General features: G+C 72.5%; 24 protein-coding genes. 18 read left to right on the top strand and 6 right to left on the bottom strand.

The genetic code is table 11. From position 1 onward, the window contains the following. Positions 1–34 precede the first annotated feature (34 nt). On the bottom strand, positions 35–1183 hold the full coding sequence (locus tag EDD29_RS14000) for an acyl-CoA dehydrogenase family protein (RefSeq protein ID WP_123664823.1): 1149 nt from the start codon (positions 1181–1183) through the stop codon (positions 35–37). A gap of 97 nt (positions 1184–1280) precedes the next feature. On the opposite strand from EDD29_RS14000, the gene EDD29_RS14005 reads away from it, so the two are divergent. The 12 genes from EDD29_RS14005 to EDD29_RS14060 all read left to right on the top strand — a co-directional run bounded on the left by EDD29_RS14005 (position 1281) and on the right by EDD29_RS14060 (position 15030). Continuing rightward, positions 1281–2444 (top strand): aromatic ring-hydroxylating oxygenase subunit alpha, encoded by a 1164-nt coding sequence (locus EDD29_RS14005; RefSeq protein WP_123664824.1) that lies wholly within the window; start codon positions 1281–1283, stop codon positions 2442–2444. Further along, positions 2441–3307 carry a hypothetical protein gene (locus EDD29_RS14010; protein ID WP_123664825.1) on the top strand — a complete coding sequence of 289 codons (867 nt, stop codon included), beginning with the start codon at positions 2441–2443 and terminating at the stop codon, positions 3305–3307. Before EDD29_RS14005 ends, EDD29_RS14010 begins: the two co-directional genes overlap by 4 nt. Positions 3308–3466: 159 nt before the next feature. Continuing rightward, a complete protein-coding gene (locus EDD29_RS14015) occupies positions 3467–4987 on the top strand; it encodes a class I adenylate-forming enzyme family protein (RefSeq protein ID WP_123664826.1) in 1521 nt (506 codons plus the stop codon). Further along, on the top strand, positions 4987–5718 hold the full coding sequence (locus EDD29_RS14020) for an SDR family oxidoreductase (RefSeq protein ID WP_123664827.1): 732 nt from the start codon (positions 4987–4989) through the stop codon (positions 5716–5718). Before EDD29_RS14015 ends, EDD29_RS14020 begins: the two co-directional genes overlap by 1 nt. A 59-nt stretch (positions 5719–5777) precedes the next feature. Beyond that, a complete protein-coding gene (locus EDD29_RS14025; RefSeq protein ID WP_123664828.1) occupies positions 5778–6995 on the top strand; it encodes a CaiB/BaiF CoA transferase family protein in 1218 nt (405 codons plus the stop codon). 143 nt (positions 6996–7138) lie between these two features. Further along, the gene (locus tag EDD29_RS14030) at positions 7139–8665 is read left to right on the top strand and encodes a class I adenylate-forming enzyme family protein (RefSeq protein WP_123664829.1); all 1527 of its coding nucleotides are present in this window, start codon (positions 7139–7141) and stop codon (positions 8663–8665) included. A 25-nt stretch (positions 8666–8690) separates the two neighbouring features. Next, the gene (locus EDD29_RS14035; RefSeq protein ID WP_123664830.1) at positions 8691–10196 is read left to right on the top strand and encodes an aldehyde dehydrogenase family protein; all 1506 of its coding nucleotides are present in this window, start codon (positions 8691–8693) and stop codon (positions 10194–10196) included. Between the two features lie 55 nt (positions 10197–10251). Next, a complete protein-coding gene (locus tag EDD29_RS14040; protein WP_123664831.1) occupies positions 10252–11478 on the top strand; it encodes a cytochrome P450 in 1227 nt (408 codons plus the stop codon). 27 nt (positions 11479–11505) lie between these two features. Beyond that, positions 11506–12618 carry an NDMA-dependent alcohol dehydrogenase gene (locus tag EDD29_RS14045; protein WP_123664832.1) on the top strand — a complete coding sequence of 371 codons (1113 nt, stop codon included), beginning with the start codon at positions 11506–11508 and terminating at the stop codon, positions 12616–12618. A gap of 144 nt (positions 12619–12762) precedes the next feature. Further along, positions 12763–13737, top strand: coding sequence for an LLM class flavin-dependent oxidoreductase (locus EDD29_RS14050; protein ID WP_123664833.1), 975 nt, complete (start codon positions 12763–12765; stop codon positions 13735–13737). Between the two features lie 94 nt (positions 13738–13831). Next, the gene (locus EDD29_RS14055) at positions 13832–14713 is read left to right on the top strand and encodes a carbohydrate kinase family protein (RefSeq protein ID WP_123664834.1); all 882 of its coding nucleotides are present in this window, start codon (positions 13832–13834) and stop codon (positions 14711–14713) included. Further along, complete coding sequence (locus EDD29_RS14060; protein ID WP_123664835.1) at positions 14710–15030, top strand: cyclic-phosphate processing receiver domain-containing protein; 321 nt, start codon at positions 14710–14712, stop codon at positions 15028–15030. Before EDD29_RS14055 ends, EDD29_RS14060 begins: the two co-directional genes overlap by 4 nt. 146 nt (positions 15031–15176) lie before the next feature. Here the strand turns inward: EDD29_RS14060 and EDD29_RS14065 are convergent, their stop codons facing one another. The 3 genes from EDD29_RS14065 to EDD29_RS14075 form a co-directional block, all read right to left on the bottom strand. Further along, positions 15177–16106 carry a TIGR03619 family F420-dependent LLM class oxidoreductase gene (locus tag EDD29_RS14065; RefSeq protein ID WP_123664836.1) on the bottom strand — a complete coding sequence of 310 codons (930 nt, stop codon included), beginning with the start codon at positions 16104–16106 and terminating at the stop codon, positions 15177–15179. Positions 16107–16266: 160 nt separating this feature from the next. Then, complete coding sequence (locus EDD29_RS14070) at positions 16267–17148, bottom strand: LLM class flavin-dependent oxidoreductase (protein WP_123664837.1); 882 nt, start codon at positions 17146–17148, stop codon at positions 16267–16269. Positions 17149–17272: 124 nt separating this feature from the next. Beyond that, entirely contained in the window at positions 17273–18004 is a 732-nt protein-coding gene (locus EDD29_RS14075; RefSeq protein ID WP_170201395.1) for a (2Fe-2S)-binding protein, read from the bottom strand. A gap of 187 nt (positions 18005–18191) precedes the next feature. Between EDD29_RS14075 and EDD29_RS14080 the strand changes: the two genes are divergently transcribed. Then, the gene (locus tag EDD29_RS14080; RefSeq protein WP_123664839.1) at positions 18192–18563 is read left to right on the top strand and encodes a group I truncated hemoglobin; all 372 of its coding nucleotides are present in this window, start codon (positions 18192–18194) and stop codon (positions 18561–18563) included. Between the two features lie 146 nt (positions 18564–18709). Here the strand turns inward: EDD29_RS14080 and EDD29_RS14085 are convergent, their stop codons facing one another. Next, positions 18710–19336: an alpha/beta hydrolase gene (locus tag EDD29_RS14085; RefSeq protein WP_211359711.1), complete on the bottom strand. Its 627-nt coding sequence runs from the start codon at positions 19334–19336 to the stop codon at positions 18710–18712. 91 nt (positions 19337–19427) lie between these two features. Here EDD29_RS14085 and EDD29_RS14090 point away from each other — a divergent pair, with 91 nt between their 5' ends. Further along, on the top strand, positions 19428–19946 hold the full coding sequence (locus EDD29_RS14090) for a MarR family winged helix-turn-helix transcriptional regulator (RefSeq protein ID WP_246052756.1): 519 nt from the start codon (positions 19428–19430) through the stop codon (positions 19944–19946). A 186-nt stretch (positions 19947–20132) separates the two neighbouring features. After that, positions 20133–20975: an SGNH/GDSL hydrolase family protein gene (locus tag EDD29_RS14095; RefSeq protein WP_123664840.1), complete on the top strand. Its 843-nt coding sequence runs from the start codon at positions 20133–20135 to the stop codon at positions 20973–20975. Between the two features lie 657 nt (positions 20976–21632). Here the strand turns inward: EDD29_RS14095 and EDD29_RS14110 are convergent. Continuing rightward, positions 21633–22007: a DUF6069 family protein gene (locus EDD29_RS14110; protein WP_123664842.1), complete on the bottom strand. Its 375-nt coding sequence runs from the start codon at positions 22005–22007 to the stop codon at positions 21633–21635. Between the two features lie 139 nt (positions 22008–22146). Here EDD29_RS14110 and EDD29_RS14115 point away from each other — a divergent pair, with 139 nt between their 5' ends. From EDD29_RS14115 to EDD29_RS14125, 3 genes are all read left to right on the top strand, one after another. Then, positions 22147–23262, top strand: coding sequence for a sensor histidine kinase (locus tag EDD29_RS14115; protein WP_123664843.1), 1116 nt, complete (start codon positions 22147–22149; stop codon positions 23260–23262). Next, positions 23250–23903 (top strand): response regulator, encoded by a 654-nt coding sequence (locus EDD29_RS14120; protein WP_123664844.1) that lies wholly within the window; start codon positions 23250–23252, stop codon positions 23901–23903. Before EDD29_RS14115 ends, EDD29_RS14120 begins: the two co-directional genes overlap by 13 nt. Positions 23904–24253: 350 nt before the next feature. After that, positions 24254–25357: a DNA alkylation repair protein gene (locus tag EDD29_RS14125; protein ID WP_123664845.1), complete on the top strand. Its 1104-nt coding sequence runs from the start codon at positions 24254–24256 to the stop codon at positions 25355–25357. The last annotated feature ends 470 nt before the right edge of the window (positions 25358–25827 follow it).

Raw genomic sequence — 25827 nt, forward strand, 5'->3', positions numbered from 1 at the left:
CCCCTCAACGGCGAGACCGCCCGAAGGCCCGGGCTCAGGCCAGCAGCTCCCGCTGGATGATCTCCTTCATGATCTCGTTGGTGCCGCCGTAGATGCGTTGGATGCGGGCGTCGATGAAGGCCTTGGCGACGGGGTATTCGAGCATGTAGCCGTAGCCGCCGTGGAGTTGGACGCCGGTGTCGATGACGTCGTGCTGGAGGTCGGTGGCCCAGAGTTTGGCCTTGGCGGCGTCGACCGCGGTGAGGGTGCTCTTGTTGTAGGCGAGGACGCAGCGGTCGAGGTAGGCACGGGAGACCTCGACGGCGGTGCGGAGTTCGGCGAGCTGGAAGGCGGGGGCCTGGTTGTCGGCGATGCGCCTGCCGAAGGCGCGGCGCTGTTTGACGTAGTCGACGGTCCAGCCGAGGACGGTCTCCGCGGAGAACTGGGCGGCCAGGGCGATGCCCAGGCGTTCCAGGGGGAGGCTCTGCATGAGGGCGGGGAGGCCCTCGCCGACCTTGCCCAGGAGGGCGCTCGCGGGGAGGCGGGCGTCGGTGAAGAAGAGCTCGGCGGTGTCCTGGGCGTGCAGGCCGACCTTGTCGAGTTTGCGGCCCCGGGTGAAGCCGGGGGTGCCGGTCTCGACGACGAAGAGGCTGAAACCGCGGGAGCCCGCGGCCTCGTCGGTCTTGGCGAAGACGATCACGAGGTCGGCGAGGATGCCGTTGGTGATGAAGGTCTTCGAGCCGTTGAGCACCCACTCGTCGCCGTCGCGGACCGCCGTCGTGCGGATGCCGCGCAGGTCGCTGCCCGCGGAGGGCTCGCTCATCGCGATGGCGCCGATGGTCTCGCCGGTCGTGAAGCCGGGGAGCCAGCGCGCGCGCTGGGCGGCGTCGGCGTGGCGGAGCAGGTAGTTGAGCGCGATGTCGTCGTTCGTGGTGAATCCGGACTGGAGTGAGGAGGCGCCCACGCGGGCGATCTCCTGCTGGACGACGGCGCGGAAGCGGTAGTCGGTCTCGGCCGCGCCGCCGAACTCCTCGGGCACCGACAGGCCCAGGAGGCCCTGGGCGCCGGCCTCCTTCCAGGTCTCGCGGTCGATGATCCGCTCTTCGTCCCAGCGGGCCATGTTCGGCTCGACCTGGCGCTTCACGAACTCCCGGACGGTCTGCCGGTAGGCCTCGTGATCGGCGGTGAACAGTTCGCTCTCCATGCCTGCTCCTCCTCGGATCGGGTTCTGGTCTTCCCCCATTAATCTAATGAGAGTAGGTTTACCGGCACAAGACCCGAGCTGGGAACGGAGGCCGGACATGACACTGGACGAGCGGGGCGGCCGGATCGAGCGGCTGCTCGACCTGCTGCGCGAGGACGACACCGACAAGTTCGAGGGCGTGGTGCCCTTCGGACCACAGGAGTTCACCGATCCCGGAATCGCCGCGCGGGAGCGGGAGATGATCTTCGGACGGGTGCCGTCGATCGTCGCGCACTCGGCGGAGATCGCGCGGCCGGGGGCGTTCCTGACGCTCCAGATGCCGCGCAACAAGGTGATCGTGGTGCGCCAGCGCGACGGGGGCGTGAAGGCGTTCGTCAACGCCTGCCGCCACCGGGGCGCGCTGCTGGAGGACCAGCCGTCCGGGCAGTGCCGGATCTTCTCCTGCGGCTACCACCGCTGGTCCTACGACACCGACGGCAGCCTGCGCACGGTCACCTATGACCACACCTTCGGCGAGGTCGACAAGTCGGCCTCGGGCCTGATCGAGCTGCCCGCCGAGGAGCGGCACGGGTTCATCTGGCTGGTCGACAACGCCGCGGCGACGATCGACGTCGGCTCCTGGCTCGGCCCCGAGATGGACACGATCCTCGCCTCCTACAGCCTCGACACCCTCCTGACCTACCAGGCCGAGGGCTTCGACGAGCCCGTCAACTGGAAGGTCATGCAGGACGCCTTCCTCGACGGGTACCACATCAAGTACGCCCATCCGAACACCGCCGGGAAGATCATCCACACCAACGTCCTGGCCGTGGAGGACTACGGCGCGCACGCGCGCTTCCTGTCCCCGCGCAAGAGCATCGACCGCTTCCTGGAGGAGGACCACGGGGACGCCGATCTCGGCAGGCACGTCACCGAGTCGCACTTCCTCGGCCCGAACAGCACCCTGCTGCGCCAGCCCGACCACTACCAGCTGCTCACCTTCCGCCCGCATCCGACGGACCCGGGCCGCAGCCGGATGGAGATGCGCGTCATGGTCCCCGACGTCGAGGCGTCCGGGCTGGACGAGGCGGTCTGGGAGCGGCGCTGGGCGAAGAACTGGCAGATCCTTCTCGATGTCCTGCACGCCGAGGACTTCCCGCTGCTGCGCGCCAGCCAGGAGGCCCTGGGCAGCGCCGACGCCGGCGGCATGCTGCTCGGCCGCAACGAGGTGATCAACCAGATCTTCCACCGCCAGGTCCGCGCCCTGACGGCCGACCGGTGATCGGCGCCGCCTGGCGCGCGAGGCTGGACGGGGAGGACCTCAAGGAAGCCTTGGAGCTCGTCCGCATCTGCGCCGAGTTCGACGCCGAAGCGGGCTTCACCGGCGTGACCGAGGAGGCCGGCACGGGCCCTGGCCCGCACCTCCTCGTCCGGCGTGACGCCGACGCCTCCCTGGTCGCCTACGCCTGCTTCACCACCGAGGACGGGATGACGGACGGGCGATTCGTCGTCCATCCCGGGTTCCGCTCGATCGGGATCGCGACGACCCTGCTGGAGCTCCTCGGCCCGGACGCGGCCTCGTGGCCGGTGCCCGGACCCGTCGGCGGCTGGGCGGACGGCCACCATCCGGCGGCCGAGCGGCTGGCCCGCAGGTTCGCCCTACCGGAGACCGGCCGTGTCTGGCGAACTCTGCGGCCGCTGACCGGCCCGCACGCCCGCCCGCTCCCCGAGCCGCCCAGCGCGCTCACCCTCACCGAGGCACCCGCGCCCGGCGAGGCCGTCAGGCTGTGGGAGGAGTCCGGCCTGCCGGCGCGCTACCGCCCGCCCGTGGACGGCTCGGCCCGCCTCCTGTTCGCCGCCGGCCCCGGCGGCGGGCTCGTCGGCTACGCCTGGCTCGACCGCCGTCTGCGGCGGGTCGAGGGACTGCGGACGGGCACCCTGAAAGCGATCGTGCCCGCCGCGCGCGGGCGCGGCACCGGCCTCGCTCTGGCGTCCGGCGCGCTCGCGCTGCTGCGCGCGGACGGCGCCCGCGCGGCCGAGGCACGGGTGGACCCCGCGCTGTCCCGGGTGGTGCGGATGAGTCGTCTGCTCGGCTTCGAACGGACCCAGGATGATGTCAGATACGGCCTGAACATGGGCATCTAGCTGGGAATCCGCGATAACGCACCCGCTGGGTCTTGCGCCCAGAGACTAACGGCTTTAGATTAATCGGCATGTGAGGCAGGGCACAGTCCGGCCGTCGCGGGAGGAGCCGCGGCGGTGCGTGAGCCCGCCCATCGAAAGAGACAATCGGAAGGTTGCCCCATGAGCGGAACCGTCAACGACGCGCTCGTCTTCTGGTCGAGGATCAACCCGGACAAGGTCGCCGTCGACTTCGACGGCGACGCCGTCACCTACCGCGAGCTGTCCTCGTGGGCGGACGGCGTCGCCGCGAAGCTCGCGGCCGAGGGAGTCCGGGCGGGCGACAGGGTCGCGCTGCTGGGCAACAACAGCCTCGAGTGGTGCGCCGCGACGCTCGGCGCCTGGCGGCTCGGCGCGATCGTCGCCCCCTTCAACCACCGGATGCTGGCCCGCGAGCTGACGGCCCTGGTCGAAGACTGCGAGCCCACCGTCGTCTACGGCGACGCGGTCTTCGCCGAGCGCCTCGGGGAAGTCCACGCGGCGTCCCCGACCTTCGTGCCCGGCGTCCTCGGCGACCTCACCGCGCTGCGCGGGGCGGACCACGCCCCGGTCACCGCGCCCATCGCCGACCGCGACGACGTCGCCGCGATCATCTTCACCAGCGGTACCACCGGACGGCCCAAGGGCGTCATCTTCAGCCACGCCACCATCGCCGGGATGACCCAGGAATGGTCGCTGATCGAGCCCGTCCCGCCGAACGACCTCAGGCAGCTCCTGGTGCTGCCGATGTTCACCGCGGCCGGTGTCATCTGGGCGTTCGCACGGGTGCTGATCAACGGCGGCACGCTCTTCCTCCAGCCCGCGTTCAACCCGGCCAGGGCCGTCGAGGTGGCCGCGGCGAACCGCGTCACCACGATCATGGGCCCGCCGATCATCTTCCAGGGCATCTCCGGCGCGCCGGGCTTCGCCGAGGCCGACCTGTCGAGCGTGGTGACCGCACACGTCGGCGGCGCGCGCGTCCCGGTCGACCTGCTGCGCGCCTGGCAGGCCAAGGGCGTGCTGCTGCGCCAGATCTACGGGCAGACCGAGATCGGCGGCTCGGCCACCGTCATGCCGCGCGACCTCGCCGCGGACAACCCCGAGAAGTGCGGGCGCGGCGGCATCTTCACCAAGGTCCGCGTGGTCGACCCCGAGGGGACCGACTGCCCGGCGGGCACCGCGGGCGAGATCCTGCTGCGCGGCCCGGCCATGATGCCCGGCTACTGGCGCAACAAGGAGGCCACCGAGGCGGCGCTCAAGGACGGCTGGCTGCACACCGGCGACATGGGCGTCCTCGACGAGGAGGGATACCTCACCTTCGTCGACCGCATCAAGGACATGATCATCTCCGGCGGCCTCAACATCGCCCCGCTGGAGATCGAGAACGTGCTCACCGAGCTGCCCGGCGTTCAGGAGGTGTCCGTCATCGGCGTGCACGACGCGAAGTTCGGCGAGACCCCCGCGGCCCTCATCAAGACGACGGCGAAGCTCACCGAGGCCGAGGTGATCGAGCACTGCAACGCCCGCCTCGCCGACTACAAGGTGCCGCGCTATGTCGTCTTCGTCGAGGGCGAGTTCCCGCGCATGGCCAGTGGCAAGATCGCCAAGCGCGAGCTGCGCGACACCTACCGGGACGTGCCCGACACGCATGGAAAGGTGCGCTGATGCCCGTCGCGGTGGTCACCGGGGGAGGGCGGGGGATCGGCGCCGCCGTCAGCCGCCGCCTGGCGCGCGACGGGTACGCCGTCGCCGTCAACTACTCCCGGAGCCGGGCCGATGCCGAGGCCGTCGTCGCCGGGATCGAGGCGGCGGGCGGCCGGGCGGTGGCGCTCGGCGCGGACGTCGGGCGGGCCGAGGAGGCCGCGGCGCTCATCGAGCGGACGACCGAACTGCTCGGCACCCCGACGGTCCTGGTGAACAACGCGGGCGTCAACCACAGCGGCAGTGCGCGCAGGCAGGCGCCCGAGGAGTTCGACCGCGTCCTCGCGGTGAATCTGCACGGCGCCTACTACTGCACGCACGCGGCCCTTCCCGGCATGTACGAGGAGGGCCGAGGGCGGGTCGTGTTCTTCGGCAGCCCCAGCGGCGGCCGGGACATCGTCCCCACCATGGGCGCGTACGCGGCCGCCAAGGCGGGGCTCGCGGCGATGGCCAAGGTGATCGCCAAGGAGACCGCCCGAAGGGGCGTCACCGTGAACACCGTCGTCCCCGGCTTCGTGGAGACCGACATGGTCCGCTCGGCGGGGGACAAGGCCCTGGAGAACCTCAAGGCGACGTGGCCGGAGATCCCCGCCGAGGCCGTCGCGTCCACGGTGTCCTTCCTGGTGTCGGACGAGGCCGCGTACGTGTCCGGTGAGGAGATCGGCGTCTGGCTCGGCGGTCCGGTCTCCGCCTGAGCCCCCGGCCGGATCGGCCCACCACCGGCTTTCCCGAATTCCCTGCTTTGGAGATCAGTATGAGCGGTTATCCGATGCTCGCCGGGCTGCGGATCCTCGAGGTCGCGCAGCTCGCTCCCTCGTCCGTCGGCGGGCACCTCGCCGACCTCGGCGCCGAGGTGCTCAAGGTCGAGTCCGGGCCGCTCGGCGATCCCGTGCGGGTCGGCGGGGCGCTGGCCGTCGGGGGCCCGGACGGACCGGCCTTCATGCACCTGCGCTGGAACCGGGGCAAGAAGAGCGTCCGCCTCGACCTGCGCTCCGCGGAGGGCAAGGAGGCGTTCCTCAAGCTCGCCGAAGCCAGCGACGCGGTCATCGAGGGCACCCGGGCGGGCTACCTCGACTGGCTCGGGCTCGGGCACCCCGTACTCGCGGAGCGCAATCCCGCGATCGTGCTGTGCTGCGTGTCCGGCCTCGGCTCTGACGGGCCGTATCGGCGGCTCGGCTCCGGCGGGCCGGTCTTCGACGCCTACGCGGGCCTCCGCGAGGTCACCACTCCCGACGAGCCTCCTACGCGGGGCATGGCGGGCGCGACCTCCCCGTCGATCGCGATGTACGCCCTCGGGGCCTACGGGGCGATGGGGCTGCTCGCCGCGGTGCACGAGGCGCGGAACACCGGGCGCGGGCGGCAGCTCGAGATCGCCGGGATCGACGTCGCGGCGACGTGGATCCCGGACGAGATCGACGCGGCGCTCAACACCGGGCGGACCGTGCCGCGCGACGGGTGGCTCCCCGATGGGCGGCTGCCCGACTGGCCACGACTCGAGGCCTACCGGACCAAGGACGGCGGCGCGATGCTCATGGGCGCGCACGTCGAGAAGTTCTGGCGGAACTTCTGCCTCGCCGTGGGGCGGGGGGATCTGCTGGAGATCGACCTGTCCTCCGCCGACGAGGGCGCGGTCGGGCGTGCGGAGACGGTCTGGCGGGAGCTGCGCGGGATCTTCCTGGAGCGGACGCGGGCGGAGTGGATCGACCTGTTCCTCGCGCACGACGTGGCGGGAGGTCCGGTGAACACCTTCGCCGAGCTGGTCGAGGACCGGCACTACAACGCGCGGGCCACCACTTACACGGTCGGTGACGGGCGGGGCGGGAGCTTGCGGCTGCCCGCGTCCGCCGTGCGGCTGCCGGGCGAGGAGTTCGCGCCTGAGCTCGCGCCGCTGCTCGGGGCCGATACCGCGGCGGTTCTCCGGGACGTCGCGGGCTATTCCGACGAGGAGGCCGCTCGGTTGGCGGAGGGCTGAACCGGGCCCTTCTCTCCCGTGATCGCGCGGCTCCCCGGCCGCGGATTCCTTCCACCCCATCGGGTCGCACCGGATTCGCCCCTTGTGCGGCCTGGCATTTCGGACTCGTCCCACATCCCCCGTCATCCGCGAGGAGCCGTCCGTTGCACATCAATGACCTCGTCCGCTACTGGGGCCGCACCCGCCCCGAGCACGACGCCATCGCCTTCGAGGGCACCGTCCGGTCCTGGGCGGAGGTGGACGCCGCGTCCGACGCGCTCGCCCGCGGCCTCGCCGCGCGCGGCGTCCGCAAGGGCGACAGGGTCGGCCTGCTCCTGACGAACAAGCCGGTCCTCGCCGAGCTGATGCTCGCCACCGTGAAACTCGGCGCGATCTGCGTCCCGCTGAACTTCCGGCTCATCGCGGCGGAACTGCTGCCGATGCTCCAGGACTCCGCGCCGTCCGTCGTCGTCGCGGACGCGGGCCTCGCGCACCTGCTGGAACCCGGCCAGGCCGACGTGGGCTTCGAGATCTACACGGTAGGAGGCTCCGACCTGCCTTCGATCGACCTCCTGTACATCACCTCTGGCGCCGTCCCTGACGTCGAGGTGGCCGACGACGACCCCGCGTTCATCTGCTACACCTCCGGCACGACCGGCGTGCAGAAGGGCGCGCTCCTGACGCACCGGAGCATCCTGTCGGTCGGCCAGTCCGCCGCGGTCACGCACGGCCTGTCGTGGCGCGACCGGGTGCTGGCCTGCGCCCCGCTCGTCTACACCGGGTCGGGCATCTCGGTCTTCATGCAGTTCGTCGTCTACACCGGCGCGACCCTCGTCCTGCTCGCCGACTTCGACCCCGACACCGGCCTCGACGTCATGGAACGCGAGCGCGTCACCGCGACGACCATGGTCCCGGTCATCTGGGAGCGGATGGCCTCGGGCCTGGCGTCCCGCGAGCTCGCGAGGTTCACCTTCGCGGGCGCGGGCGGCGCCCCGGTCTCCCTCGACCTGCTGGAGGCCTACCGCGCGCACGGCATCCCGCTCACCCAGGTCTACGGACTCACCGAGGTCTCCGGTCTCGCCGCGACCATGCGCTACGAGGACGCGCGGACCCGTCCCGGCTTCGCGGGCCTGCCGCTGGTCGGCACCCGCATCCGGATCGGCGACGAGCAGGGCGCGGCCGTCGGCGCGGACGAGGTCGGCGAGATCATGGTCCAGGGTCCGCACGTCATGCGCGGCTACTGGAACCGGCCGGAGGCGACCGCCGAGGTGATGTCCGGCCCCTGGCTGCGCACCGGGGACCTCGGCCTCCAGGACGGCGACGGCTTCCTCAAGCTCGTCGACCGCAGCAAGGACCTCGTCATCTCCGGCGGCATCAACGTCTACCCCGCCGAACTGGAGAAGGCGCTCGCGGGCGTCCCCGGTGTCCTCGACCTCGCCGTCATCGGCGTCCCCGACGAGCGCTGGGGCGAGGTCCCGATCGTCGTCTTCCACACCGAGAAGGACGCCGCCGAGACCGCCGCTCTGCTCGCCGAGCGTTCGAGCGGCAACCTGGCGCGCTTCAAGCAGCCCAAGCACGCCGTCGCCCTGGGCGAACCGCTCCCGCGCACCTTCTCCGGCAAGCTCGCCAAGAACGTGCTGCGCGAGCGCATCCCCGCCACCCCGTCCGACGCCCTGCCCCTCGACCGCTGACTCGCACACCCCGATGGGAAGCACGATGACTCGCACCCTCGCCAACTTCATCGACGGCCGGTTCACCGCGGACCCAGGCCCCGTCCTCACCTTCGACGACCCCTCCACCGGGGAGCCCCTGGGCACCGTCCCCGACAGCGGCGCGGCCGAGATCGACCAGGCCGTGGCCGCGGCCCGCCGCGCCTTCGCCGAAGGCCCCTGGCCCCGGATGACCGTGGCGGAGCGGGCGGACGTCCTCCGCTCGATCGCCGGGGTGCTGGAGTCCCGGTTCCCCGACCTGGCGGCCGCGCTCGTCGCCGACACCGGCAGCACCGTCCGGCTCGGCCCGATCCTCCAGGCGGGCAGCCCGATCGCGCACCTGCGCGACTTCGCCGGGATGGCGCCGCTGCTGGAGCGCCCGGTCTCCCACCCCGTCGACACCTTCCCCGGCTTCGGCCAGTGGGAGCTGCACCGCGAGCCCGTCGGTGTGGTAGGCGCGTTCACGCCGTACAACTTCCCGCTGTTCATGGCCGTCTGGAAGGCCGCGCCCGCGCTGCTCGCGGGCAACACGATCGTGCTCAAGCCCTCGCCGCTCACCCCCGTCGGCCTGGACGAGCTGGCCTCGGCCGCGGCCGAGGCGGGCCTGCCGGAAGGCGTCCTGAACATCGTGCACGGCGACCGGGCCGCGGGCGAGGCGCTCGCCGCGCACCCGGACGTCGATCTGCTCAGCTTCACCGGCAGCACCGCCGTCGGGCGGCAGATCATGGCCGCCGCCGCGGCGAACCTCACCGACGTGGTCATGGAGCTGGGCGGCAAGTCGCCCGCGATCGTCCTCCCGGACGCCGACGCCGAACTCGCCGTGCGCGGCACCCTCTACAGCAGCATGATGCACTCCGGGCAGGCGTGCGTGGCCACGACCCGGATGCTCGTGCCCGAGTCCCGGTACGCGGAGTTCTGCGCGCTGCTGGCCGAGCGGGCGGGCGCGCTGGTGCTCGGTCCGGCGACCGACCCGGCGAGCGATGTCGGCCCGGTGGTCAGCGCCGCCGCGCGCGACCGGATCGAGAAGCAGATAGCGGCGGCCGTCGAGCAGGGCGCGCGCGTGCTGGTCGGCGGCGAGCTGCCGGCCGGGCTGCCCGAGGGCGGCCACTACGTCGCCCCGACCGTGCTGGTCGACCTCGACAACACCAACGTCGGGGCCCGCGAGGAGTTCTTCGGCCCCGTCCTGGTGGTGCTGAGCTACCGCGACATCGACGACGCCGTCGCCCAGGCCAACGACTCGCAGTACGGCCTGGCCGCCTCCGTCTGGGGCACCGACCTGCGCCGGGCCCGCGAGGTCGCCTCCCGCATCGAGAGCGGCCTCACCTGGATCAACGAGGCGGGGGCCGCCGACGTCGCCCGCACCCCCCTGGCCGGCCGCAAGAACAGCGGGGTCGGCGCGGAACTCGGCCCCGACGGCCTGTTCGCCTACACCCGCGTCAAGAGCCTCTACACCGGCCTCGACACCGACCCGGCCACCCGCGCCTATCCCCTGGTGGGCTCCCGGTGGCCGTGACCCGCGCAGTACCCCCACCAAGAGCCATCAGTCTGACCTCACCCTAAGGACGGCCATGAGCACGAACCCCCCGCGTGACTCCTCCGACCCCGGCATCCAGACCGACTTCGACATCCACGACCCGGCGATCGCCGACACCGTCTACGCCGAGTACGACAAGCTCCGCTCGGCCTGCCCCGTCGCCCACTCGTCCGCCTACGGCGGCCACTGGGTGCTCACCGGCTACGACGACATCCAGGCGGTCTGCCGGGACGCCGAGACCTTCTCCAGCGTGAGCGTCAACGTTCCGCCGTCCATCGGGCAGGACGGCCAGATGATCCCGCTGGAGACCGACCCGCCGGACCACACCGGCTACCGGCAGATCCTCACGCCGGTCTTCTCGCCCCGCCGGATGGCGGCGCTGGAGGAGCGGATCCGCGAGATCGTCGCCGAGCTCCTCGACGCGATGGAAGGACGGGCGAAGGTCGATTTCGTGGCGGCCTTCGCCAAGGAACTGCCCACCCGCGTCTTCCTGGCCCTCATGGGCTGGCCCCTGGAGGACGCGGCCCGCTTCCACACCTGGGTCGACACGATCGTCGTCGGCGTCCCCGGCGGCACCGAAGAGGAGTCGATGGCCGCGCGCGGCGAGGCGGCCATGGCGGTGTACGGCTACTTCTCCCAGATGATCGACGCGCGGGCCGCCGACCCCGTCGAGCGCGACGACGTCACCGGGCTTCTGCTGCACGGCACGTTCGGCGACCGCGAGCTGACCCGGCACGAGATGCTCAACATGCTGTTCGTGCTGCTCATCGGCGGGCTGCACACGGTCGTCGGGCAGCTCGCGCACAGCGCGATCTTCTTCGCCGAGAACCCGGACAAGCGGCGCGAACTCGTCGCGGACCCGGGCCTGGTGAACACCGCGGTCGAGGAGATGCTGCGCTGGGAGTCGGCGGTCGCGCCGGCCCGCGTCGTCACCCGCGACACCGTCGTGGGCGGGGTGCGGATGAGCGCGGGCGACAGGGTGCTCATCCCGCTCGGCGCGGCGGGCCGCGACCCCGCGAAGTTCCCGGGCGCGGACGAGGTGGACCTCGCCCGCGAGCCCAACCCCCACCTGGCGTTCGGCGCGGGGCGACACCGCTGCCTCGGCTCCCACCTGGCCCGCGTGGAGCTGCGGGTCGCGTTCGCCGAACTGCACCGGAGGTTCCCCGACTACCGGCTCGACCCGGCCGACCCGCCCGTCCGACACCTCAGCCAGGTCAAGGGCGTCGTCCGGCTGCCCCTGCTCCTCGGCGTCTCCGCCTAGCCACCCCGTATCGAGAGGAACAATGACATGAAGTCGAAAGCAGCGGTCCTGTGGGAGTCCCCCGGCCAGTGGGACGTCATCGAGGTCGACGTCGACGAGCCCCGGGCGCACGAGGTCCTCGTCAAGTTCGCCGCGGCGGGCCTGTGCCACTCCGACGACCACGTGGCCAAGGGCGACGTCCCGGCAGGCCACCTGCCCTACTGCGGCGGGCACGAGGGCGCGGGCGTCGTCGTCTCCGTCGGGCCGGGAGTCCGCGACCTGGAGGTGGGCGACCACGTCGTCGCGGCCTTCATTCCGGGCTGCGGCAGGTGCCGGTGGTGCGCGAGCGGGCAGCAGAACCTGTGCGACAACGGCGCGTTCATGATGCTCGGCACCCAGCTCGACGGCACGTTCCGGCTGCACGCCAAGGGCCACGACGTCGGGCAGGCGTCCCTGGTCTCGACGTTCTCGGAGTACAGCGTGCTGCCCGAGTGGGGCGCCATCAAGATCGACAAGGACATCCCGCTGGAGGTCGCGGCGCTCGTCGGCTGCGGCGTCCCGACCGGCTGGGGTTCCGCGGTCAACGCCGCCGAGGTCCGGCCGGGCCACACCGTCATCGTCATGGGCGTCGGCGGGATCGGGGTCAACGCCGTCCAGGGCGCGAAGCACGCGGGCGCGACCCGGATCATCGCGGTCGACCCCGTGGAGTTCAAGCGGACGACCGCGCTGGAGTTCGGCGCGACCGACGCCGTCGCGGACATGGCCGCGGCCGCCGACCTCGCGCGGTCCATCACCGGCGGTCAGGGCGCGGACTCCGCGATCGTCACCGTCGGCGTCGTGAAGGGTCAGGACGTCGCCGAGGCGTTCGCCGCGATCCGCAAGGCCGGGACGGTCGTGGTCACCGCGGTCGGCAACGTCCAGGAACCGAACATCCCGGTCAGCCTGTTCGAGACCGCCATGTTCCAGAAGCGGATCCAGGGCGCCCTGTTCGGGATGATGTCCCCGAGCCGGGACATCCCCTACTTCCTTGATCTGTACCGGTCGGGCCACCTCAAGCTGGACGAGCTCATCACCCGCAGGTACCGGCTCGAGGAGATCAACGAGGCGTACGCCGACCTGCACGCGGGCCGCAACCTCCGCGGGATCGTCCACTACGACTGAGCCGGCTGGACCCGGCCCGGTGCACGGGGGCCGGGATGCCGTCTCCGCCGGGCCGTCCGCTCTTTCGAGCGGGCGGCCTTTTTCTGGCGACTTTTACATATACATTATTCTTTTTACTGGCGGTGGGCAGGCAGGAGCGCGGCGATGTTCATGATGCGGTTCGACATGCGGGCGCCGGCGACCGGCGCGCCCGCGGCGGAGCTGTACGCGGCCGCCCTGGACATGGCCGAGTGGGCGGAGCGGCACGGATGCGTGACCGCCATGGTGTCCGAGCACCACGGGGCCGAGGACGGGTACCTGCCGTCGCCGCTCGTCCTGGCCGGCGCGATGGCGGCACGGACGAAGACGCTGCCGATCACCGTCGCGGTGGTGATCCTGCCGCTGCGCGACCCGATCCGGCTCGCCGAGGAGATGGCCGTCATCGACGTCATCAGCGGCGGCCGTGTCATGTACGTCGCCGCGATCGGCTACGTCGAGCAGGAGTACGCCATGTTCGGCGTGGACTTCCGGCGGCGGGGCAAGATCGCGGAGGAGAAGCTCGGCGTCCTCCTCAAGGCCAAGACCGGCGAGCCTTTCGAGCACGCGGGGCGGCGCGTGCGCGTCACGCCGGCGCCCGTCACGCCCGGCGGGCCCATGGTCTCCTGGGGCGGCAGCAGCCTCGCCGCGGCCCGCCGCGCTGGACGGCACGGCATCGGGTTCTTCGCGCAGGGCGGCGAACCGGGACTCGCCGAGGCCTACCGGGACGCGGCCCGCGCCGCCGGGCACGAACCGGGCCTATGCTTCGTGCCGACCGTCGACACCCCGACGACCGTGTTCGTCGCCGAGGACGTCGACAAGGCCTGGGAAGAACTCGGCCCGTACCTGATGCACGACGTCCGTGCCTACGCCGCCTGGAACGAGGGCGCGACCACGACCGCCAGCCTTTCGTTCGCGCGGACCGCGGAGGAACTGCGCGCGGAGAACCGCAGCCACCGCATCCTGACCGTCGAGGAGGCCGTCGCGCTCGTCCGCGGCGGCACGATGCTCGCGCTGCACCCGCTGCTCGGCGGCCTGCCCCCGGAGATCGCCTGGCGCTACCTGCGGACGGTCTCCGACAGGCTCCTTCCCGCCCTGGCCTGACGGGATCGGTCCGTTCGTCTGCCTGTTGTTCACCTTCTGGCCGTATGCTCAAGCGCCGAACGTCATGGGGCGCGAGTGCGGGGAGAGCTGAAGCGTGATCAGTGTGGTGGGCGAGGCGCTCATCGACGTGCTGCTGGTGGCGGGGGACAAGGACGCGGTCGCGCGGCCGGGCGGCAGCCCGCTGAACGTCGCGGTGGGTCTGGGCAGACGGAACGTGCCGGTGGCGCTGCTGACCAGGTTCGGGAACGACGCCGACGGCCACGCCCTCGCCGCACACCTCGAAGGCAGCGGGGTCGGCCTGATCGGCGAGCCGCACGACGACCTCGCGACGAGCAGGGCCACGGCCCGCATCGACCTGCTCGGCGGCACCGAGTACGAGTTCCGGCTGGACTGGCGCATCCCTGACGTCCCACTGCCGGAGACGACGACCTGCCTTCACACCGGGTCGCTCGCCGCGCACCTGGAACCCGGCGCCGGCCGGGTCGTCGACCTGCTGCACGAGTGGCACGGCAAGGCGGTCATCTCCTACGACCCGAACTGCCGGCCGTCGCTGATGGGCGACCCGGCCACCGCGCGGCTCCGCGTCGACGAGTGCGCGGCGCTCGCCGACATCGTCAAGGCGAGCGCGGAGGACCTCGCCTGGCTGCACCCGGAACTGCCCGTCGAGCAGGTCGCCGCGGGCTGGCTGACCATGGGCCCGTCCCTCGTCGTGGTGACGCGCGGCGAGAAGGGCGCGACCGCCTACCTCGCCGACGGCACGGTGCCGCAGCCCGCCGTCCGCGTCGAGGTCGTCGACACCGTGGGCGCCGGGGACGCCTTCACCTCGGGCCTCCTCGCGGGCCTGCACACCCGCGGCCTCCTCACCCGGGACGCCCTCCGCTCCCTCTCCCGCGCCGACCTGGCCCCGGTCCTCGCCGAAGCCGCCTCCCTCGCCGCCGCCACCTGCACCCGCCCCGGCGCGGACCCGCCCCGATGACCGCCCCGCTCATCCTCGGCATCGACGACCTCCGCCCCCTGCCCCACTGCACCCACGTCGCCCGCACCAGCCAGGACGGCCTCCGCCTCCTCCAGGAACACCGCGACACCCACATCACCGAACTCTGGCTCGACCACGACCTGGGCGGCGCCGACACCATCCTCCCCGTCCTCACCCTCCTGGAGCAGGCCGCCTTCGAAGGCGAACCCTTCGCCATCGGCACGATCTTCGTCCACAGCGCCAACCCCACCGGCGCCGACACCGTCCTGAGAGCCCTGCACCGCTGGAACTACCGCGCGCGCCGCGCGACGGCCTGACCCCGCATTCCCTTCCGCACGGACACGGCGGCCTCGACCCGCGCGGTGCGGGTCGGCTCCGGAGGTGGTGCCGTCCGGAGCCGTAGGGCGGTGACGTCAGGGTTCGCCGCGTCACGCAGTGGCCCTTCGGCGAGGGACGCGCGGGGTCAGGTCCAGAGGCGGTGCCAGCGGGCGCCGAGGGCGTCGACCCAGGCGGGGGCGCGGTCCGGGTCGGCGGTGAAGGCGGTGAGAGGGACGGTCGCTTCGGTGACGCCGGCGTCGGAGAGCGCCGCGGTGTGGTCGAGGGTCCTGTCGAGGTCGGGAGAGCCGTCGGTGCGCGCGACGGGCAGGGTGTGCCGGACCCGGGGGACCGCCCCGCCGCGGCCGGCCTCCGCCCACGCGCGGCGGATCCGCGCGACGCCTTCGGCCACGCCGGCCACGGGCTCGCCCATGATCGGGATCCAGCCGTCGCCGAGGCCGGTGATCCGGCGCAGGTTCCGGGCGGTCAGCGGGCCGCTGAACAGGATCGCCGGGCCGCCCGGGGCGACCGGTTTCGGGTCGCACCACAGGCCGTCGAAAGAGAGCGTCGGAAGGTCGACGCTCGCCGGTCCGCCCTCCGCCCACAGCGCCTTGCAGGCGGTGACCGTGTCGTCGAGGATCTGGGCCCGCTCTCCGAACTCCAGGCCCATCGCCTCGTACTCCTCGCGCTGCCATCCCGTGCCCACGCCGAGTTCGAGGCGCCCGCCCGACAGCGCGTCCAGAGTCGCCGCGGTCTTGGCGAGCAGCGGCGCGCGGCGCAGCCCGGCGATGAGGATGCCGGTCGACAGGCGGACCCGGGACGTCGCCCCCGCGATGACCGCGAGCGTCGTCAGCGGCTCCAGCCAGGGCGATCCGTCGGGGAACGCGAACGTGCCGAAGGGGTAGCGGTCGGTCCGGCCGCCCATCACGACGTGGTCGCTGTGCACCAGCGTGTCGATCCCCGCCGCGTCGGCGGCCCGCGCGATCTCCACGATCCTGTGTTGCTGGTCCGCCTTGTACAGGGTCGTCCCCACCGGGAGCCCCAACGCCAGCCGGGGCCGCCCGCCCGCCTCGTCCATCCGTGCCTCCCGGCCCCGTCCGTCATGTCCGTCGGCGGCATTCTGTGCTCCGCCGGCCCCGCGCCTCAAGCGACGCGGAGGGCTCGCCGAGACGTCGGGTACCGCACCGGGGCATTCCCGGATCGTCCGGCCGGACCAGGCCAAGTCATGTGCTGACGGGTCAGGTCTGGAGGGACAGGACGGAGCGGACGGCGGAGAGCTCGGTGCGCCAGTCGGCGGGGGAGTGGAGGGGCGCCAGGACGAACTTCGAGAACCCGGCGTCGATGTAGCGGCGGAGGGTCCGTTCCAAGGCGTCGAGGGACGGGACCAGGTCGTCGAGGTCGGCGTCGCTCAGGTCCTTGCGGGGCAGCCGGCGGACGGGCAAGGCGGCGCCGTGCCGGTATCCGACGGTGACGCCGAAGTGCTCCGGGTCGATCGCGCGGCCGTGCTCGGCTGCCGTGCGCTCGATGAGGAGCCGGCCCCGTTCGGCTTCCGCGGGGGTCACGAAGGCGGCGAGCCAGCCGTCCGCGAGCCGGCCCGTGCGGCGCAGCTCGGTGTCGGCCGTACCGCCCATCCACACGTCGAACGCGCCCCTGACGGGCTTCGGCCGGACCTCGATACCGTCGAAGGAGAACCGGGGGCCGCGATGCGTGACGCTCTCCTCGCTCCAGAACCTGCGCAGCAGCGGCAGCAGCTCCTCGAACAGCGCGACCCGCTCGCCGCGCGCCACCCCGAACGCCTGGTGCTCGGCGTCGAGCCGCTGGCCCAGCCCGAAGGCGGGCAGCAGCCGCCCGCCCGACAGCCGGTCGAGCGTCGCGAGCTGCTGGGCGAGCAGCGCGGGCTGCCGTCCGGGCAGCGTCATCACCGCGGTGCCCAGCTTGATCCGCTCGGTCACCGCGCTCGCGTGCGCCAGCAGCGCGACGGGATCGCCGCCCGGCCCGGTGGCCCGCTCCGTCACCCAGAGGGAGTCGAAGCCCAGCTCCTCGAGGCTCCGGCAGAGCGTGGTGAAGTCGTCCCTCTCGGGCCCGCGGGCCCCCGGCGCGTAGCCGATCCGGATTTTCACTCCCCGATGCTAACTCCGCGACAGAACGCCCTCCAGGGGCTGAACCCGGCTCGCCGGGAAGGGGCGGGGAAGGGGCGGGTGAGGGCCGGGGCGTCGACGGCCTCCGGGCGGCCGCGGGTCCTTTTCAGCGCGCGCGTCCGCGGGGCTTGGATTCGAGCAGTGCGCAGTCACCGCATTTGCCTCCGCCGGGGATCCGGTAATAGAGGCAGCAGGTGGTCCGGGTGAAGAACGCCTCGCCCGGGGCGGACTCGGTGAACGTGCCGGTACCGCGCAGTCTTCCCGAGCCGAGCAGCGCGTCACCCAAGGCGAGCGCGTCGGCGGAGAGGTGAGGCCGGGCCGATGCCAGCGCGCGCACGGCGCCGCCCAGAGCGGACGCGGTATTGCCCCAGAGAAGCCGCGGCGCGAGCTTCACCTCGCCGAGGACGAGACCGTTGAGCCGGTCGAGCAGGGGCTCCACCGCGGCGTAGAGAGCCCCGGCCGCCTTGACGGGATCTTCCACCGGCCGTCCCGTAGGGGAGGGAAGACGCAAGGGAAGCGGGCCGCCGAGCGCGTCCTTCCACTCCAGGGTGTCGGCGCTCCAGTCGAGCAGCACCCGGTGCGCCACCAGCGCGCCCACGACGGGGGACCAGATCCGGGCGGAGATTCCCAGATGGGCCACGGACGCCGCGATGCGGAGCTCGTCGGTGCCGAGATGCGCGGCGACCATCGCGATCCGTGCGGCGAAGGCCGGGCCGTCGTCGAGGAGAGTGCCGAGCGGCCGCCAGGGTCCGGGAGGGGCGTCGGCGGTGTAGAGGTGGAAATATCCGCTGATCTCCGCCAGGTCGGCGATCAGCGATTCCAGCGCTCCCGATGCCATCCCCGCGAGTGTAGTCCCCGGTCCCGCGGTGAGATCGGCCCGCATCCCTCCCCGCGGCCTTCACCGTGCGGCGAGTGCCGGGTGAGCAGAACGTTGCACGGAGAGACGATCGCCGCGTTCTCCCCGAAACGAGACCCGCCTACCGTCGGGTGGCGACGCACCCCGAGGCGACGGGAGACCGAACCGCATGAGCATCTACGACTCGATCGGCGGCGCAGAGGCGGTCAAGGCCGCAGTCGACGATTTCTACGTCAGGGTGACCACCGATCCAGAGCTCGCCGGCTTCTTCGCCGACACCGATTTGAACCGCCTCAAAGCCCACCAGCGCGCCTTCATCGCCGCCGCCGTAGGCGGCCCGGCCATCTACGCGGGCCGCGCCATGGCCGCGGCCCATGCTCCCCTCGCCATCTTCGACGCCCACTTCGACCGGGTGGTCGCCCACCTCGTCGCGACCCTCGACGGCCTGGGCGTCCCCGACGCGACCATCGCCGCGATCGGGGAGACCCTCGCCCCCCTCCGCCCCGAGATCGTCACCAGCCCCGCCGGACTCAAGACCTGACCGGCCCGACAGCGTCCCGTGCCGGGGCGCGGACGGCCCCGCCCGTGCGCGCGGTCAGCCGATGCTCCCGGCGCCGGAGCGCGAACGGCGCCGATGCGCGAAGCCCCGGACGGGGCGGTCGGTACGCGCGGCGTGCGGAAGCGCGGTCAGGCGCCGTGCTCGGTGATCCAGGTGGAGAGGGCCGCGATGTCACCACGGGTGAGGGCGTGGCCGCCGGGGGAGCGGAGCGCGGTGACGAGCGCGCCGGACTCGTCGTGGAGGTACTTCCAGGTGCGGGCCTGGAGGTCGACGGGGATGACCGTGTCGGCGTCGCCCTGCGCGACCAGGACGGGCACTCCGGTGAGGCGTCCAGGGGTGGTCGGGATTCCGGCGTCGAAAGGCAGCGTGGCGTACAGGGTGGCGAGGCCGGCGAAGCGTTCGGGCGCGTCGAGGAGAAGGCCGCCCGCGAAGGTCGCGCCGCCGCTGAAGCCGACGAGGAAGACGGGGCGGCCGGACTTCGCGACGCCGTCGAGCCACGCGCGGAACCATGTGATGCCCTCGGCGAGGGACGCGGCCAGGGGGCGGCCGATCCCGCGGTTGGCGAACCACGCGTAGCCGCCGCCTTCGCTGATGGGCGCCCGTACGGCCGTGTAGACGGCGTCGTCGGGGAGCAGGTCGGCGAGCCCGATGATGTCCCGCTCGTTCGAGCCCCGGCCGTGCAGGAGCACGACGAGCGGCTTGTCGGTCTTGTCTTCGCCCTGCCAGAGCACGGTCGGCCGCACGTCTGCGATCACGCACTCCACCCTTCGGGGTCGTCCGTTGAAAATGCTTCAATCTTGAAGAAAGCTAGCCCGAATTACTTCAAGCGTCAACTAAGCTTGGCGCGTGACGGAACACGTGCGCCCCGAGGCGGGGGGAGACGGCGTCCGGTGGCTCACCCCGGACCAGCGCCTGGCGTGGCTCGACATGGTCCGCGTCATCACGACCCTGCCCGCCTCCCTCGACGCTCAGCTGGCACAAGACGCGGGGCTGAGCTTCTTCGAGTACCACGTGCTCTCGATGCTCTCCGAGCTCCCCGACCGCACCCTTCGGATGAGCCGCCTCGCCCAGCTCACCAGCTCCTCCCTCTCGCGCCTGTCGAACGTCGTCAAGCGGCTGGAGGCCCGTGGTCTGGTCCGTCGCGAGCCCGACCCCGACGACCGTCGGGCCACCCGCGCCGTCATCACCGACGAAGGCGTGCGCCTCATCGAGGAGGCCGCCCCCGCGCATGTCGCGCACGTCCGGGAACTCCTCATCGACGCGCTCTCGCCCGCCCAGCTGGCGCAGCTGCACGAGGCACAGCAGCGTGTCCTGGCGCGGCTCGATCCGACGGCGGCCACGAGGCCGGAGTGGCTCGACACCTGACGCGGATGGCGCCGGGCCCTTGTGTCCAGCGAGGAGGACGGGGTGTCGGAGATTTTTTGCGCATTTATTTTCGGGGCGAATGCGGATGTGTCCCGATTTGATGAAGAATGTATTTTGCTAGTGTCGGGATTGCCGTCGTGAATGTGTGGCGGGTGGTTCGGTTTCGCTCCTGTGTTGAGGTGAATCATGTGCGGTTCCGGATTCGTTCGTATCGGCCTGGTGGTGCTGGCCGTGGCCTCGCTGTTCTGCGGCGTCCTCGCCGCACCCGCCCAAGCCGCCCGATTGCGGAAATACGTGGCGCTCGGGGATTCTTTCGCCGCAGGACCGGGCATTCCACGCGAACTCAATGAGAAATGCGAAAGGTCGAGCCGCAATTACGCCCAGGTGCTGGCCGAAGGCCGCCTGGCCCTGACGGACGTCACCTGCAAGGGCGCCACCACCGACGCGCTTTTCCACCGCCAGAAGGCGGGCGTCGCGGCCCAGCTCGACTCGCTCGCCGCCGACACCGAGCTCGTGACCCTCACCGTCGGTGGCAACGACATCGGCTTCGGCGGCATCCTCAGGACCTGCGTCTTCGCCTCGTTCCTCCGGGGCTGTAAGCGGATCTTCACCGCCAACGGCAAGGACAGGATCGAGGCGAAGATCGCCGCGACCGCGCCGAAGATCGACAAGGCACTCGAGCGGATCCGCGCCAAGGCCCCGCACGCGGTGATCGTCGTCGTCGGCTACCTGCGGCTGCTGCCCGACACCGCGAACTGCGGCAAGTCGATCGCCGTCGAGCCCGAGGACATCCCCTACCTGGCCGCCAAGGAACGCAGCCTGAACACGATGCTGGCCCGTCGCGCCGCGGCCTTCGGCGCCCTGAGCGTCGACCCCTTCGAACCCAGCACCGGCCACGACGCCTGCCGCTCGCGCACCACCCGCTGGACCGAACCCATGCGCGACCCATCCGGGGCCATCGCCATGCACCCCAACGCCAGAGGCATGCACGAGGTGGCCAGGCTCATCTACACGGCTCTCGCCGGCTGACCGAACTCAAGCCCCCGTACACCCCGAGACGCCCCAAGAGCCGACCACCGCCAGCTCCGCCACGAAGTTCATCGGCCACAGCTGACCGCCATGGGTGTGCCCCGACAGCTGCAGGTCCACCCCGTGCGCCACGGCCTCATGCGCACATCACGACCCATCGAGCCCGAAGCGGCCATGCGCCCCCGACGGCCTGCCCCGACCCGTCGAAGCCCGAAGCCCGAAGCCCGAAGCCCGAAGCCCGAAGCCCGAAGCCCGGGAGCCCCGCGCCTGGTACACCGTCGGGGCGCTGGGCGCTGGGCGCTGGGCGCTGGGCGCTGGGCGGCCGGGTACGGGGCAAGGAGGCTGCGGGGTAAGAACTGGGGCACGGTGGGGGCAGGGTGCGGGGCGGGGTGAGGGGAAGGCGGGATCACCTGGTGTTCGCTCGGTCTGGTCTTGTTCGGCCGGCCTTCGGGCGCAGAGGTGTATGCGGTGAGGGCTCAGTGTGGGGGAGGGGTCCAGGTGGGAGGTGAGGGATTCGAGGGCGTTGAGGATGGACTCGTTGCCGAGAGAGGGGAAGAGGCCGAACGCGCGTTGGGCGGCGGGGCTGAGGTTAGGGGCGGACGAGTCTTGGTCGAGCAGGGTGATGCCGCGCACGGTGGGTTCCGTTGTGGGGTTGGGCTAGCGGCGGGGGAGGGCCGGGATGAGGACGGCGGCCACGGCCAGGTGGAGAAGGGTCAGGGTCGTGTTGGTGCCGGTGCTCGGCAGGGAGAGGGGGCTGAGGAGGGAGAGGGCGAGGACGGTGAGGGCGGTGAGGGTCCAGGTGAGGCGGGGGCGGGGGACGAAGCGCTCCAGGAGGGCCAGGAGGGCCCAGCCTGCGAGACCTGCGGCGATGCTCGCGGAGGCGATCGCCAGGGGGCCTACCGGGCGCGGGCCGCCGTGTGCTGCGACGTCCAGGGACACGCCTGCGCCGGGCACGGCGAGGGCCCAGAGGGCGAGGGCGGCGAAGGGGGCGGCGAAGACGGTGATGAGGAGGCGTCGCGAGGTGGTGTTCATGGCCGAAGGTTCGCCTGCCGGGCGAGGGTTCCGCATCGGGCTTCCGGTCGTGACCTCCCCGTCCAGGGAAGGGGCCGCCCCCTACTTTGGTAGGTGACGGTGCGGTCTCTCCGGTGGTTAGCCTGGCGCGGTGAGCGAGATGCGGCATCCCCCGTCAGCGGCTGTGGCCTCCGTGGTCGTCGGGATCGGCGGGCTCACCGCCGGCACGGTGTGGGGGCAGTCGGACGGGACGTTCCTGACACTCGATCTCCTGGCCGGGGCCGCGGCCCTCGTCGCGGCGCTCGTCCAGCTGTGGCGGCCGTTTCCGGGAGCGCTCGCCGCGGTGCTGCTGGCCGCGGTCTCTCCGGCGGCGACCCCCGCGGCGACCTTCGGCGCGCTCCAGACGGCGCGGCGCGGGCCGTTCGGGCGGGCGGCGGGCGTCGCGGCGCTGGGCGTGGCGGCCCACGTCGGCCAGGGGCTCCTGCGTCCCAACCCGGGCATCGCGCTCGGCTGGTGGCTGCTGCTCGTCTGCGCGGCCTACGCGGCGCTGCTCGGCTGGGGCGCGCTGGCCCGTTCCCGGCACGCGCTGCTCGTCTCCCTGCACGAACGCGCCCTTCGGGCCGAAGCGGAACAGGGAAGGCGGGTCGCAGAGGCGCGCATGGCCGAGCGCCGCGCGCTGGCCCGCGAGATGCACGACGTGCTCGCCCATCGGCTCACGCTGGTCGCCACCTATGCCGGCGCCCTGGAATACCGCACGGACGTCTCCCCACAGCAGGTCTCCCAGGCCGCCGGGGTCGTCCGCGCGGGGGTGCACGCGGCCCTGGAGGAGTTGCGGCAGGTGATCGGCCTGCTGGGCGAGGAGGACGAACACGACGACCTCGTGCCCCCGCCCACCCTGGCGGACCTCGCACGGCTGGCCGACGAGGCCCGCCACTCCGGGCAGAGGGTGCGACTCGTGGACGAGACGGAGGGCGCCGTGTTGCCTTCCGGTGTGGGACGGACGGGCTACCGGGTCGTCCAGGAGGCGCTGACGAACGCCCGCAAGCACGCGCCCGGACAACCCGTCGAGGTGCACGTGCACGGCGAGCCGGGTGAACGCCTGCGCATCGATGTGCGGAACCCGCTCGCCGATCCCGTCCAGGAACCCGCCTTCCCGGGGAGCGGCACCGGCCTCGTCGGACTCACCGAGCGGGTGCGCCTGGCCGGGGGGAGGCTCGACCATCGCGCCGGAGACGGGGAGTTCGTCGTGAACGCCCGGCTACCATGGCCCGCATGATCCGCGTCCTTCTGGTCGACGACGACGCCCTCGTCCGCGCGGGCCTGGCCATGATGCTCGACGGAGCCGCGGGCCTCGCCGTCGTCGGTGAGGCAGGGGACGGTGCCGAGGCCGTCACGGCGACGGACGCGCATGCCCCCGACGTCGTCCTCATGGACCTGCGGATGCCGCGCGTCGACGGCATCACCGCCACCCGCAGGCTGCGCGCCAGACGCCGCCCGCCCGAGGTGATCGTCCTGACCACCTTCGACACCGACGAGAACATCCTGCGCGCGCTGCGCGCCGGGGCGAGCGGCTTCCTGCTCAAGGACACCCCGCCGCCGAGGATCGTCGAGGCGGTCACCCGCGTCGCGGCGGGCGACCCGATCCTTTCCCCGGCCGTCACCCGGCGTCTCATGGAGCGCGCCGTCGTCCAGACAGGTGCCCACGACCGCGCCCGCGCCGCCCTCGCCGTCCTCACGCCCCGCGAACGCGACGTCGCCGTCGAGATCGCCCGCGGCGCCGCCAACGCCGACATCGCCGCCGACCTCGCGATGAGCGTCACCACGGTGAAGGCGCACGTCTCCAGCATTCTCACCAAGCTCGACCTCGACAATCGCACCCAGATCGCCCTGATCGCCCACGACGCCCAACTCGCCTGAGCCGCCGGACCACGACGTCCGCGGAGCCTGATCGTCCGCCGTGGAACTGCCGCCACGGCGTCCGCCGACGACGACGCTGCAGCGTCGCGCGGAGCCCGCCGTTCCGGCCGTGGGCCGATGGTCCGGGCGCGGAGTCTCAGACGGACGGCTCGGGGTCGCGCGGTGGTCGCTGTTCGGTCCGGGGTCGGTGGTTCCGACCTGGCCGCGGACGCGTTGGGGCGCAGGTCGGGCGGGCTTTCGGCCGAGGGGACGACGGGTTCCCGGAAATGTCGGTGGTGGGCGCTAGCGTGAGCGGCAGTCGGTTCGGACGGGTGCGGGGCGGTCGGGGATCGTCGCGGGGAGGAGGGGGCATGCCTTTCGCGGAGGAGCTGCTGGGGCGGGAGGCCGTCGTGGGTCTCGCGGCGGTGCTCGACGGGATAGGGCGGCGCCGCGCGGCGGAAGCGGTGCGGGCGGTCGCACCAGGGCTGGACGGGATGGCACTGCGTGAGCGGAGTGATGCCCTCAGCGCGGTGCTGCTCGCGGAGCTGCCCTCCGGGCACGTCGGCATGCGCGAGAGCGTGCGGGCCGCGCTGGCGGATCCGGCGTTCGCCGGGTGGATGACCTGGCCCGTCACCGAGGCCGTGGCGTCGCGGGCCCTGGAGGAGGGCACGCCGGAGGCCTTCGACGAGGGGCTCGCTCTGCTCGCCGCGCTCACCCCACGGCTGACGGCCGAGTTCGCGATCCGGCGGATGCTGATCGCCGACCTCGACCGTGCGCTCGGCGTCATCACGGAGTGGACGGCGCATCCGGACGAGCACGTGCGCAGGCTGGCGTCGGAGGGCACCAGGCCACGGCTGCCCTGGGCCGTCCGGGTCCCGGACATCCTGCGGCGGCCGCGGGCGACCCGGCCGATCCTCGACGCCCTGCACCGGGACGAGTCGGAGTACGTGCGCAGGTCCGTCGCCAACCACGTCAACGACATCAGCCATGCCGAGGCGGCGCTGGCCGTCGAGATCACCGCCGGCTGGGCGGCCGACCCGGGGCCGAGCACGGCTCAGTCGGTGCGGCACGCGCTGCGCACCGCGGTGAAGCGGGGGGACCCCGGCGCCCTGGTCCTGCTGGGCTTCGCCCCGGACGCGCCGGTCGCGCTCAGCGGCCCGCGTCTCGCCTCGTCCGACGTCGCCGTGGGCGGCTCCCTCGATTTCGCGTTCGAGGTCGCCAACACCGGGGATTCCACGACCCGCCTGGTGATCGACTACATCGTCCACTACCGCAAGGCCACGGGACGAACCGCCCCAAAGGTCTTCAAACTCACCACCCTTTCCCTGTCCCCCGGCGAACGCACCACCCTGACCCGCCGCCACCCGCTCAAGCCCCTCAGCACCCGGCCCCTCCACCCGGGCCCCCACACCCTCGTCCTCCAGATCAACGGCACCACCCACCCCCCGACCCCCTTCACCCTCACCCCACCCTGACCCCGAAGGCCCACCGCCCCCCAACGGCCGCCCCTTCCGGGCCGAGGTCGCGGCCGCGTCGATCTCCCGCGCCCCGCGCCGTCCACAGCGTCGCGCGCCGCCCCGGGGCCTCGCCGCCGTCCCCGCCCCGACCGCCCCGACGCCCGCACCCACGCGGCCGAACAGAACCGAACACGCCACCCGCCCCTTCCCGATGTACGTCGGTCACCTCTCCGCTGTGGGCAGATCCGGCGGAACGGGGCGTGCCCCGGTCCGGGCAGATGGTCGGCAGGGGGCGAGCACGGTCACTCCGCTGGTCGGCGCGGCGCGCGCGTAGGTCGCCCGCCTACGGCGTGAGGCGCCGCTGGCACGGGGGTTCGCGGAGCAGACGGCGCGGGGCGCCGGCATGGCGCGAGGAGGCGGGTCGCCCGCCCACGGAGTGGCTCCGTTGCCAACGGGGCCAGGCTGCCGGAGCCAGGTAGCGGTGGCTC

Source organism: Actinocorallia herbida (assembly GCF_003751225.1).
GTDB lineage: Bacteria > Actinomycetota > Actinomycetes > Streptosporangiales > Streptosporangiaceae > Actinocorallia > Actinocorallia herbida.

Bases quoted from the DNA above. Each gene is read 5' to 3' on its own strand.
- EDD29_RS14110 (WP_123664842.1), bottom strand. From the start codon at position 22,007: ATGAACACCACCTCGCGACGCCTCCTCATCACCGTCTTCGCCGCCCCC.
- EDD29_RS14065 (WP_123664836.1), bottom strand. From the start codon at position 16,106: ATGGACGAGGCGGGCGGGCGGCCCCGGCTGGCGTTGGGGCTCCCGGTG.
- EDD29_RS14075 (WP_170201395.1), bottom strand. From the start codon at position 18,004: ATGGCATCGGGAGCGCTGGAATCGCTGATCGCCGACCTGGCGGAGATC.
- EDD29_RS14005 (WP_123664824.1), top strand. From the start codon at position 1,281: ATGACACTGGACGAGCGGGGCGGCCGGATCGAGCGGCTGCTCGACCTG.
- EDD29_RS14125 (WP_123664845.1), top strand. From the start codon at position 24,254: ATGCCTTTCGCGGAGGAGCTGCTGGGGCGGGAGGCCGTCGTGGGTCTC.
- EDD29_RS14045 (WP_123664832.1), top strand. From the start codon at position 11,506: ATGAAGTCGAAAGCAGCGGTCCTGTGGGAGTCCCCCGGCCAGTGGGAC.
- EDD29_RS14095 (WP_123664840.1), top strand. From the start codon at position 20,133: ATGTGCGGTTCCGGATTCGTTCGTATCGGCCTGGTGGTGCTGGCCGTG.
- EDD29_RS14115 (WP_123664843.1), top strand. From the start codon at position 22,147: ATGCGGCATCCCCCGTCAGCGGCTGTGGCCTCCGTGGTCGTCGGGATC.
- EDD29_RS14120 (WP_123664844.1), top strand. From the start codon at position 23,250: ATGGCCCGCATGATCCGCGTCCTTCTGGTCGACGACGACGCCCTCGTC.
- EDD29_RS14035 (WP_123664830.1), top strand. From the start codon at position 8,691: ATGACTCGCACCCTCGCCAACTTCATCGACGGCCGGTTCACCGCGGAC.
- EDD29_RS14050 (WP_123664833.1), top strand. From the start codon at position 12,763: ATGTTCATGATGCGGTTCGACATGCGGGCGCCGGCGACCGGCGCGCCC.
- EDD29_RS14080 (WP_123664839.1), top strand. From the start codon at position 18,192: ATGAGCATCTACGACTCGATCGGCGGCGCAGAGGCGGTCAAGGCCGCA.
- EDD29_RS14015 (WP_123664826.1), top strand. From the start codon at position 3,467: ATGAGCGGAACCGTCAACGACGCGCTCGTCTTCTGGTCGAGGATCAAC.
- EDD29_RS14020 (WP_123664827.1), top strand. From the start codon at position 4,987: ATGCCCGTCGCGGTGGTCACCGGGGGAGGGCGGGGGATCGGCGCCGCC.
- EDD29_RS14025 (WP_123664828.1), top strand. From the start codon at position 5,778: ATGAGCGGTTATCCGATGCTCGCCGGGCTGCGGATCCTCGAGGTCGCG.
- EDD29_RS14060 (WP_123664835.1), top strand. From the start codon at position 14,710: ATGACCGCCCCGCTCATCCTCGGCATCGACGACCTCCGCCCCCTGCCC.
- EDD29_RS14040 (WP_123664831.1), top strand. From the start codon at position 10,252: ATGAGCACGAACCCCCCGCGTGACTCCTCCGACCCCGGCATCCAGACC.
- EDD29_RS14000 (WP_123664823.1), bottom strand. From the start codon at position 1,183: ATGGAGAGCGAACTGTTCACCGCCGATCACGAGGCCTACCGGCAGACC.